Below are 8,663 nucleotides of genomic sequence, written 5' to 3' on the forward strand. Positions count from 1 at the left end.
TCCTCATCTCCGGTGAAGCCGGCACGGCCGAGGCCTGCACCGCCCTGCGGCTGAACACGCCGACGGCGTGCCGATCCACCGCGACGGGCAGCTCATCGGCGTTCTCGACCTCGGCGGTGGCGCCCCCCGAACAGGACCACACCTTCGCCCGGACTGCCCTCCGGGCCCTCTGACCGGTCCCGTCCGCGGACCGGCGGTGGCCGGCACCGGCGGGCCACTACCTGCTCCGTACTCCTGTCAAGGCAGTACCGAAGAAAGGACCCCCTGATGACTTCCGTGCCGAACGTGACGCTCAACAACGGTGTGACCATGCCGCAGTTGGGCTTCGGCGTCTTCCAGATCCCCGACGAGGAGACCACCGCCGCGGTCACCAGCGCCTTGGAGGCCGGCTACCGCAGCATCGACACCGCCGCGATCTACGGCAACGAGCGCGGTGTCGGCAAGGCCATCGCCGCCTCCGGCCTTCCTCGCGAGGAGCTGTTCGTCACGACCAAGCTGTGGAACGAGGACCAGGGCCACGACCGGACCCTGGCCGCGTTCGACGCCTCCCTGGACAGGCTCGGCCTCGACCACGTCGACCTCTACCTCATCCACTGGCCCACCCCGGCCCGCGACCTGTACGTGGAGACCTACAAGGCGCTGGAGAAGATTCTCGCCGACGGGCGTGCCCGCGCCATCGGCGTGTCGAACTTCCAGCTCCCCCACCTGCGGCGGCTCCTGGAGCACACCGGCATCACCCCGGCGGTCAACCAGGTGGAACTGCACCCCGGCCTCCAGCAGACCGCGCTGCGCGCCTTCCACGCCGAGCACGGTATCGCCACCGAGGCCTGGAGCCCCCTGGCCCAGGGCGCGGTCCTCGGGGACGAGGCGATCGTGGGAGTCGCCGAGGCGTATGGCGCAACTCCGGCGCAGGTCGTGCTGCGCTGGCACCTGCAGACCGGCAACATCGTGATTCCCAAGTCCGTCACCCCCGACCGCATCCGGCAGAACCTCGATGTCTTCGGCTTCGAGCTCACCGACGCAGACATGGCCGCCCTCACGGGCCTCGACCGTGGTCTGCGCACCGGCCCGGACCCCGACACCCTCAACTGACCCCGAACGCCCACGGAGTGCCCGTCCCCTCCACGGCGGACGGGCGCTCCGGGACGTCGACACCGCCGCAGCAGCCCCACAGCCTCGACGAGAGGAACACATCATGCAGATCGATCTCTCCGGCCGCACTGCTCTGGTCACCGGCTCCACCCAGGGCATCGGCCACGCCATCGCCACCGGCCTCGCCCGCGCGGGAGCCCGCGTCGTCGTCAACGGCCGCGGTGAGGAGCGCGTCGCCGAGGCCGTCCGCACCGTACGTGCCGACTCCGGCAGCGACGACGTCACCGGCGCCGTGGGCGACCTGGCGACGGAGCAGGGCACCGCCGCCGTACTGGAGGCCGTGCCCACGGTCGACATCCTCGTCAACAACCTCGGCATCTTCGGCTCCGCCGCTCCGCTGGAGATCGACGACGCCGAGTGGCGCCGCTACTTCGAAGTCAACGTCCTCTCCGCCGTCCGGCTCATCCGCGCCTGCCTGCCCGGCATGAAGGAACGGGACTGGGGGCGCGTCCTCAACCTCGCCAGCGACTCGGCCGTGGTCATCCCCGCCGAAATGATCCACTACGGCATGACGAAGACCGCGCTGCTCGCCGTCAGCCGCGGGTTCGCCAAGGACGCCGCCGGCACCGGCGTCACCGTCAACTCCGTCATCGCCGGACCGACCCACACCGGCGGCGTCGAGGGATTCGTCCGCGAGCTCGTCGGCGACGAGCTGCCCTGGGACGAGGCGCAGCACGTGTTCATGGTCAAGTACCGTCCCCAGTCCCTGCTGCAGCGCCTCATCGAGCCCGAGGAGATCGCCAACATGGTCGTCTACCTCGCCTCGCCCCACGCCTCCGCCACCACCGGCGGCGCCGTGCGCGTCGACGGCGGCTACGTCGACTCCATCCTGCCCTGAGCCCGGCGCCAGGCGGAGGGGCGCGCAGGGGGCGTCCCCGCGGCGCGGGTGTTTTCGGCAGGGTGCGGGGGTACCGCTCGGACGGTGAGAACGGGAGCCGCGGTCTGGGCAACGAGATCGGGTACCACACGGCCTGACGGTGTGTGACATGCCGCCCTCTTGCGCAGAAGGCCACCCGAAGCAGCCATGTGCTGGGAAAATCACGACCTTCTGAACCCCGGATCCGCGGCCGCCGCACCCTCGGATCGAGCCGGCTTCAGCTCGTCTTCCTGGGACGAACTCCGGCAGTGAGTCCACGGAGGGCAGGCCGGCTGAGGAGGGGGTGAGGCGGGGCGCCGGGCCGGCACGCCTCACCCCGCCGGAGTTGGGCCGCTTGCTGTACTGCCGCCGTCACACGCGCGCGAGCGGGAGCAGACCGCACGGCCGCCGTGGGGTGCGGGGGGAGCGGCTGCTGCCGCGATGTGGCCGGGCCCCCTGGTCACCGGTCGGCTCCGGCGTGGGCGTGGTGGCCGTGGGTTCGGGGGCCGTGCCAGTCCAGGCACATGACGGTGGCGTCGTCGGCCAGATGCCCGCCGCAGGCGTCGGTGACCGTGACGGTCAGGTTGCGGACGACCTCGCGGGGGTGTTCGTCGGCGGTGTCGCGGATCAGGGCGGGCAGGTCGACGGACTCGGCCTGGCGTTCTTGCAGGCCGTCGGTGTAGAGCACGAGGCGGTCGTCGGGACGCAGGTCGAGGTCCTGCACGCGGTAGAGCGTAGGCGCGGGGACGCCGAAGGGCAGGTTGACCTCCAGGCGTACTTCCTCGACCCTGCTCCCGCGCAGGCGCAGGGGCCAGGGGTGGCCGGCGTTGACGAGTTGGGCGCCGCTGCCGTCGAGGGCGATGCGCAGGAGCTGGCCGGTGGCGAAGGTGTGGCGACCGTGGTCGACGAGGGCCTGGTGGATCTGACGGGCTTGCTCGGCCAGGCCGGTTCCGGAGCGGCGGGCGCGACGGGAGGCGTTGACCAGGAGGGTGGCCATGAGGGCGGCGTCGACGTCGTGGCCCATGGCGTCGGTGACGGACAGGTGCAGGGTGTCGTGATCGAGGGTGTAGTCATAGGTGTCGCCGGCGATGCTGTCGGCGGGGATCAGGGCGCCGGCGAGGGTGAACTCGACCGCCTCGCACGTGGGGGCGGAGGGCAGGAGCTGGCGCTGGATCTCGGCGGCCAGGCTGACCGGGGTGGTGCGCTGGCCCCAGTGGTAGAGGTCGGTGAAGCGGCGGTCGGTGACGATGATGTAGGCCAGCGCGTGCGCGACCTCCTCGACCTGCTCCAGCACGTCCTGTGTGATGTCGGGAAGGAACAGTTCCAGTACACCGATGGTGTCGCCGCGGTTGGTGACCGGTGCGATCACCCACCGCCCCTGCTCGCCGTCCGGGACCTGCACCAGCTTCTGGGAGCGCAGGACCTCGTCGTAGACGCTGCCGGGCAGGTCGAGCTGGTCGGCGCGGCGGCCCTGCTGCGTAGCCGCTTCCTCGCTGACCCGCACCACCTTCTGGCCGACGATGTCGACGAACAGGAACGACGCGTACCGCGCGCCGAACCGGTCGCGCAGATTGCGCGCCACCACATCGAGAGACGCCACCGGCGCGGCGTCCTCCGCCGCGGCGAGCACCTCGGCCAGACCGATCCGCTCATGTCCCATCGCCGCCTCCCAGCGTCTTCCTCCACGTGCCCCGATATGACTACGGACACCGCCCTCACCCGATCCCGCACCGGCTTTCCTTCGAGGACGGACGAAGACTTTCGGTGAGGTGGTCGAGCCGGTCCTGGCGGCCTGGCGCTTCGAGCGCCGCCGCCGGGCCCTGGACCTGGGGCGGCCGTCCGAGCCCGACCTGCGCGAGACCATGGGCGCGATCTCGCACGTGAACCGCACCGGGGCGCGGTGGCGCCGGTGCGGCGGAAGGAGGGCCGGAACAAGGAGGGCCGGAACGCGGAGTCGTCGGCCTGTGTGATCGACGCACAAAGCGTGAAGATCCCCACCAGCGTTCCGGCCATCAGCCAGGGCACGGACGCCGGCAGAAAGATCGTCGGCAGGAAACGCAGCATCATCCAGGTCGCCGCCGCCCACCCCGCCATCCGCAAGGCACGGGTGGACGGCGGCTGCCACAAGCACCTCATCGAGCACGCCACCACTCTCGGCATCGATCTGGAAATCACCGCTCGCACCCCTGGGAGCAGGGGGCTTCACCCCGGCCCCGAAACGCTGGACGGTCGAGGGGATCCACGGCCGGTGCATGCTCCGCTGCCTCACCAGCGAGAACACCATCTTCCGACGCGACCCCGCAAAGCCGCGCCAACCGAAGATTCCTGGATGAAGCAACAGGGAAAACGGCCTCTCAGCCGGGGGCGACGCGGTGGATCGCCAGCGCGTCCGAGCGGCGCATTTTCGCGTCGGAGGGCGCGCACACCAGGTGCTCGACGACGGCCGGAGAGCCGGGGAGCGGGTGCTCACCGCGCAACGCGGCCTCGACGAAGCGCCGCAGGCGTTCGCCGCACCGGCGGTAGAACCGCAACTGGGTGCGGCGGCCGAACAGCCGCCACCCGAGAGAAGTGATCCGGTCCAGGGTGGGGGCGCCCTGCGAATGGCAGGAGACCACGAACCGCACCTCGCCCGTGTCCTGCTGCTTCACCACCTCGTAGGTGACCTTGCCGCGCTCCAGGTGGCCCTCCAGGGTCTCGTAGGCCCATCCCCAGGTGCGGGCCGCGTCGTCCCGGGTCTCGTCCACCACCTCGGTGACGCGCACACCGCAGTAGAAGTGCATGCCGTGGAAACGGGCCTCGAGCAGCATGTCCCGGCCGAGCAGCGGTGCGGCCGGGTCGTACAGCGCCCGGACGATCTCCGGCGGGGAGAACTGGTAGTCGCGGACCAGTCGGCAGGCGTGCTCCCAGGACCCTCCCGGCTCCGGGGAGCCCGGTCGCTCCGCCGGCAGCGTGGTGCGGTGGAGGTCGATGTTCCAGGACGGACGGCGTACCTCGTCGGGCGAGTAGTTGACGTGTGCGTCCGCGAGCCCCTTCCACATCCGTGCGGCGTCGAGCCGCCCGAACACCCAGCCACCCACTGGGATCATTCGGGTTCTCGCAGTGACTCGCCGATCAGCCACAGCGTCGGTGGCCACAGCCCCACGAAGAGCGCGCGCCGCTCGGCGTTTCCCCGCTGTTCCTGGTCGACGGTCTTCGCGCGCACCCACAACGTCAGGCACAGGCCGATCGCGGCGAGTGAGGCGAGGTGCAGGTGAGCACGGCGTGCGCCCGCCCGATGCAGGAGCCGGATTACCATGGGGGCCTCCGGGTTCGTCCGCTTGTGGCGTCACCACTTTGTCACCACCGCTATACCAGGGTATACACGTGTTCATGCCTATTTATGGTGATTTGTCGACCTGAAGGGGTGCGGATGTCGGGACCCCGCTGTCCTCGCGTACTCGCCGTGCTGGCGCGCTGGCTCCTGGGCACGGTGCTGGTCACCTGGCGCTATCTCTGGGAGACCACCCCCCTCCATCGTGGTGGCGAGTGTCAGGGCGACGAGCGGGACCGCCCACCGCAGTTGCCCCCCGAAGCGGTCGACGATCGGGTGCAACGGGCGGAGGACGGCTTCGGCCCCCTGTACCACCGCCGCTTCCGGGTGAACATCGCCGCGGCCGACCTTGACGCGGGCCGGCTCATCGAGTGGGTCTGCCGGGACTTCAAACGCTTCGTCCCCTCGGAGGTGGTCGACATCCACACGGGTGAGCTCCGCGGCCAGGGCCTGGACGTCGCGGACGAGCTGCTGGTGGAGATGCCGGGGCCCTGGAACGGACCCGTCAGGGTCGTGCGCCGCGACGCGGACTCCCTGCGCCTGGTGACCCTGCGCGGTCACATGGAGGCCGGGCAGGTGCAGTTCCGTGCGCGAAAAGACGATGACCTGCTGGTGTTCGAGATCGAGCTCTGGGCCTGCACCAGCAGCCGCCTGGTGCACCTGCTGTATTCGCACCTGCGCCTGGCGAAGGAGATCCAGCTGAACATGTGGGTCCGGTTCTGTCTGTCCGCCGTCACGGCCTCGGGCGGGCGGCTGGTCGACGGAGTGCACATCTCCACCCGCCGGCTCGCCCCTCCGGGCAAGGCACCGGCCCGCCCGGTGCCGCGGACCGGAGGGAATCCTCGGGGGCGGCGTGGACTCGGGGCCCGCCACCTGGCGGGAGCAGTCCGTGAGGCAGGCATGAGGCGGGACTGGTGGCGAAGAAACAGCCGGTGACGGACAGCCCCCTCAAGGACCGGACCATGGTGGTGACCGGAGCCGCGCGGACCGGGCGCTGCCCCGGCACAGAACCGGCCCGGCGCGGGGCGTTCCTGGGGCCCCTCGGCCATGAGGGGCCCCAACTGCGTGCAAGGGCGGTGTCCCTGTCCACCGCAGCGCCGGCGACCGAAGCCGACGTCACGGACAACACCGCGCTGGACGACGCGGCAGGCGAGGTCCGCGGACGCCTCGGCCGGCCGTCGGTGGCCGCGGCGAACGCGGGAATCGGCGAAGGAGGCCCTTCCGCGGCATCGGATGCCGCCTCATGACGCCGAGCCGCCGAGACTGCCCTCGGCCTCTCCCACGTGAGGGACCGCCGACGTCCGGGTGTTCGCCGTGCGCGGCTCTGCCGCCGGGATCGGTGGGGGAGGGGCGGCCGCGGTGCTCGTTGAGGCGGGCGTGGTCGCAGGTGCGGTAGGTGGTGCGGATCCTGCGGCCGGTGATCGGATGCCGGCTCACGCCTTCGGGCGCGGAGGAGCCGGGAAACGTGCTCAACGGCCTCGGCGGGACGTCGAGCACGGCAGGGTACGGGACCAACAGGGCTCCTGGGCCGAGACGTTGGCGAATGAGATCACCAGCCGCCACCCCTGAACCACTGGATGAGGAACGTTCACCGACATGCCCCGCCTCGGTGACCGCGGACCGCCGGCGCGCTCTCGTGGGGGCCGCGCAGCGGCCATCTGGATCGGCAGCCTCCTGCAAGCCGGTCGATCACGACCGAGGACGGCCCCTGAGCAGGCGAGGATGTCAGTCGCCGAGCGTCGAGTCGCGGGCGATCAGGTGGGGGCGCAGTCGTTTCGAGCGGACGCGTCGTCCGTGCAGACGGTCGATGAGCAGGCCCATGGCCTGCTGGCCCATCTCGAACATCGGTGAGTGGACCGTGGTGAGGGGCACGGGCATGTCCGCGGCGACGGGGATGTCGTTGTATCCGACGACGGCCACGTCGCTGCCGGGTCGCAGTCCGTGCTCCCGCAGGGCCCCGATGACGCCGATGGCGGCGGTGTCGTTGACCGCGAAGATGGCCGTGGGGCGCGGGTCGAGGTCGAGCAGTGCCGCTCCTGCGGCGTGGCCGCCTGCGGTGTCGAAGCGGGAGGGGAGGACGTACTCCGGGGGGAGGGGGAAGCCGGCTTCGGCGTAGCGGCGGACGAAACCGGTGGTGCGCTCCACCCCGGTGCTCGCGTAGGGCTCCCCGGCGGCGACTCCCACGCAGTGGTGACCGAGCTGGAGGAGGTGCTCGGCGGCCAGCCGTCCGCCGAGGAGATCGTCGGTGGTGACGGACAGGTGTCCGGTCAGGCGCCGTGAGACGAGGACGTAGGGGATGTTCCTGCGGGCGAGGATTTTCACCAGGTCGTCGCCGTCGAGCCGTGCGTCCCCCAGGACGATGCCGGCCACCCGCCGTGCCAGTAGCTCTTCGAGGCGTTCACGCCGCAGGGCCGGGTCGTCGGTGGTGTTGGCGACGAAGGTGTTGTAGCCGTGCCGGGCGGCGGCCGCGTCGAGCCCCTCGTAGATGCGCGCCAGGACGAAGTCGGTCAAGCGGGGGACCAGCACGCCGAAGATGCTGCTGCGGCCGGTGCGCAAGGTGGTGGCGGCGGGATCCCGCTGATAACCGAGCTCCGCGGCGAGTGCGCGGATGCGCTGTGCCGTGGCGGGGCTGACGCCGTTCGCCCCCGGGGTGAGTGCCCGCGAAACGGTCGAGACGTGCACCCCCGCGCGCGCGGCGATGGCGGCCAGGGTGACGGGTTCGTCGCGGGGCGACGGGACATCGGAGGTCACATACCTGTTTGTACCTTACGAAACCAGCGTCTGTGGCCTTATTCCGGGCATATGACAATAAAAGCCCTTGGTGTCGCGCAAACGTTTGTGTAACCTCGGTCACATCGCACGCGAACGTTTGCGGTCCGGTTTTCAGCCCCGGAGGACTCCTGTGCCACGTTTTCGTCTGATCGCAACCGGCGGCACCATCGCCAGTCGCCGCTCGCCCCACGGCCTGCTGGCGGGCGCCACCGGCGCGGAACTCCTGGCGCAGAGCGGACTCGGTGCGCTGGACGTGGAGGTCGACGACTTCACGACCCGGGGCAGTTACGCCTTCTCGCTGGCCGACCTCCTCGCCCTCGCCAAGCGGACCCGTGACGCGCTGGCCGGGGGAGCCGACGCCGTGGTCATCACGCACGGCACCGACACGATGGAGGAGTCCGCGTTCCTGCTCGGCCTCTTCCACGGCGACCGGCGGCCGGTGGTCTTCACCGGTGCGCAGCGTCCTTTCGACAACCCCGCACCGGACGGCCCGGCCAATCTCGCCGCGGCCTTTGCGGTGGCGGCCAGTACGCACGCCCGGGGGCTTGGTTCTCTGCTGGTCTTCGACGGCTC

Annotated in this window: 9 protein-coding genes; 5 read left to right on the plus strand and 4 right to left on the minus strand. The window is 70.9% G+C overall.

Features of this window, described 5'->3' with window-relative positions; translation table 11 throughout:
• Positions 1-267 precede the first annotated feature (267 nt).
• Both RH94_RS23765 and RH94_RS23770 read left to right on the plus strand, forming a co-directional pair.
• Positions 268-1,092 (plus strand): aldo/keto reductase, encoded by an 825-nt coding sequence (locus RH94_RS23765; protein ID WP_073949757.1) that lies wholly within the window; start codon positions 268-270, stop codon positions 1,090-1,092.
• A 103-nt stretch (positions 1,093-1,195) separates the two neighbouring features.
• Positions 1,196-1,990: an SDR family NAD(P)-dependent oxidoreductase gene (locus RH94_RS23770; RefSeq protein WP_073949759.1), complete on the plus strand. Its 795-nt coding sequence runs from the start codon at positions 1,196-1,198 to the stop codon at positions 1,988-1,990.
• A 478-nt stretch (positions 1,991-2,468) separates the two neighbouring features.
• On the opposite strand, the gene RH94_RS23775 is transcribed toward RH94_RS23770, so the two are convergent.
• The 3 genes from RH94_RS23775 to RH94_RS23790 all read right to left on the minus strand — a co-directional run bounded on the left by RH94_RS23775 (position 2,469) and on the right by RH94_RS23790 (position 5,303).
• Positions 2,469-3,668: a PP2C family protein-serine/threonine phosphatase gene (locus tag RH94_RS23775; protein ID WP_073949761.1), complete on the minus strand. Its 1,200-nt coding sequence runs from the start codon at positions 3,666-3,668 to the stop codon at positions 2,469-2,471.
• Positions 3,669-4,362: 694 nt separating this feature from the next.
• Positions 4,363-5,094: a DUF1990 family protein gene (locus RH94_RS23785; RefSeq protein ID WP_073949763.1), complete on the minus strand. Its 732-nt coding sequence runs from the start codon at positions 5,092-5,094 to the stop codon at positions 4,363-4,365.
• Complete coding sequence (locus RH94_RS23790; RefSeq protein WP_073949765.1) at positions 5,091-5,303, minus strand: hypothetical protein; 213 nt, start codon at positions 5,301-5,303, stop codon at positions 5,091-5,093. The genes RH94_RS23785 and RH94_RS23790 overlap by 4 nt, the downstream gene beginning before the upstream one ends.
• Before the next feature lie 114 nt (positions 5,304-5,417).
• Between RH94_RS23790 and RH94_RS23795 the strand changes: the two genes are divergently transcribed.
• Positions 5,418-6,254, plus strand: coding sequence for a DUF1990 domain-containing protein (locus RH94_RS23795; RefSeq protein ID WP_234425990.1), 837 nt, complete (start codon positions 5,418-5,420; stop codon positions 6,252-6,254).
• Entirely contained in the window at positions 6,251-6,565 is a 315-nt protein-coding gene (locus tag RH94_RS40850) for a hypothetical protein (RefSeq protein WP_158073084.1), read from the plus strand. Before RH94_RS23795 ends, RH94_RS40850 begins: the two co-directional genes overlap by 4 nt.
• A gap of 478 nt (positions 6,566-7,043) precedes the next feature.
• Here RH94_RS40850 and RH94_RS23805 read toward each other — a convergent pair whose 3' ends face one another.
• Complete coding sequence (locus RH94_RS23805; RefSeq protein WP_073949769.1) at positions 7,044-8,069, minus strand: LacI family DNA-binding transcriptional regulator; 1,026 nt, start codon at positions 8,067-8,069, stop codon at positions 7,044-7,046.
• Between the two features lie 151 nt (positions 8,070-8,220).
• On the opposite strand from RH94_RS23805, the gene RH94_RS44350 reads away from it, so the two are divergent.
• The coding region (locus tag RH94_RS44350) for an asparaginase domain-containing protein (RefSeq protein ID WP_234425991.1) at positions 8,221-8,663 on the plus strand (443 nt) is incomplete at its 3' end.

Origin of the sequence: Streptomyces kebangsaanensis (assembly GCF_001906585.1) — a bacterium.
Classification (GTDB): Bacteria; Actinomycetota; Actinomycetes; order Streptomycetales; family Streptomycetaceae; genus Streptomyces; species Streptomyces kebangsaanensis.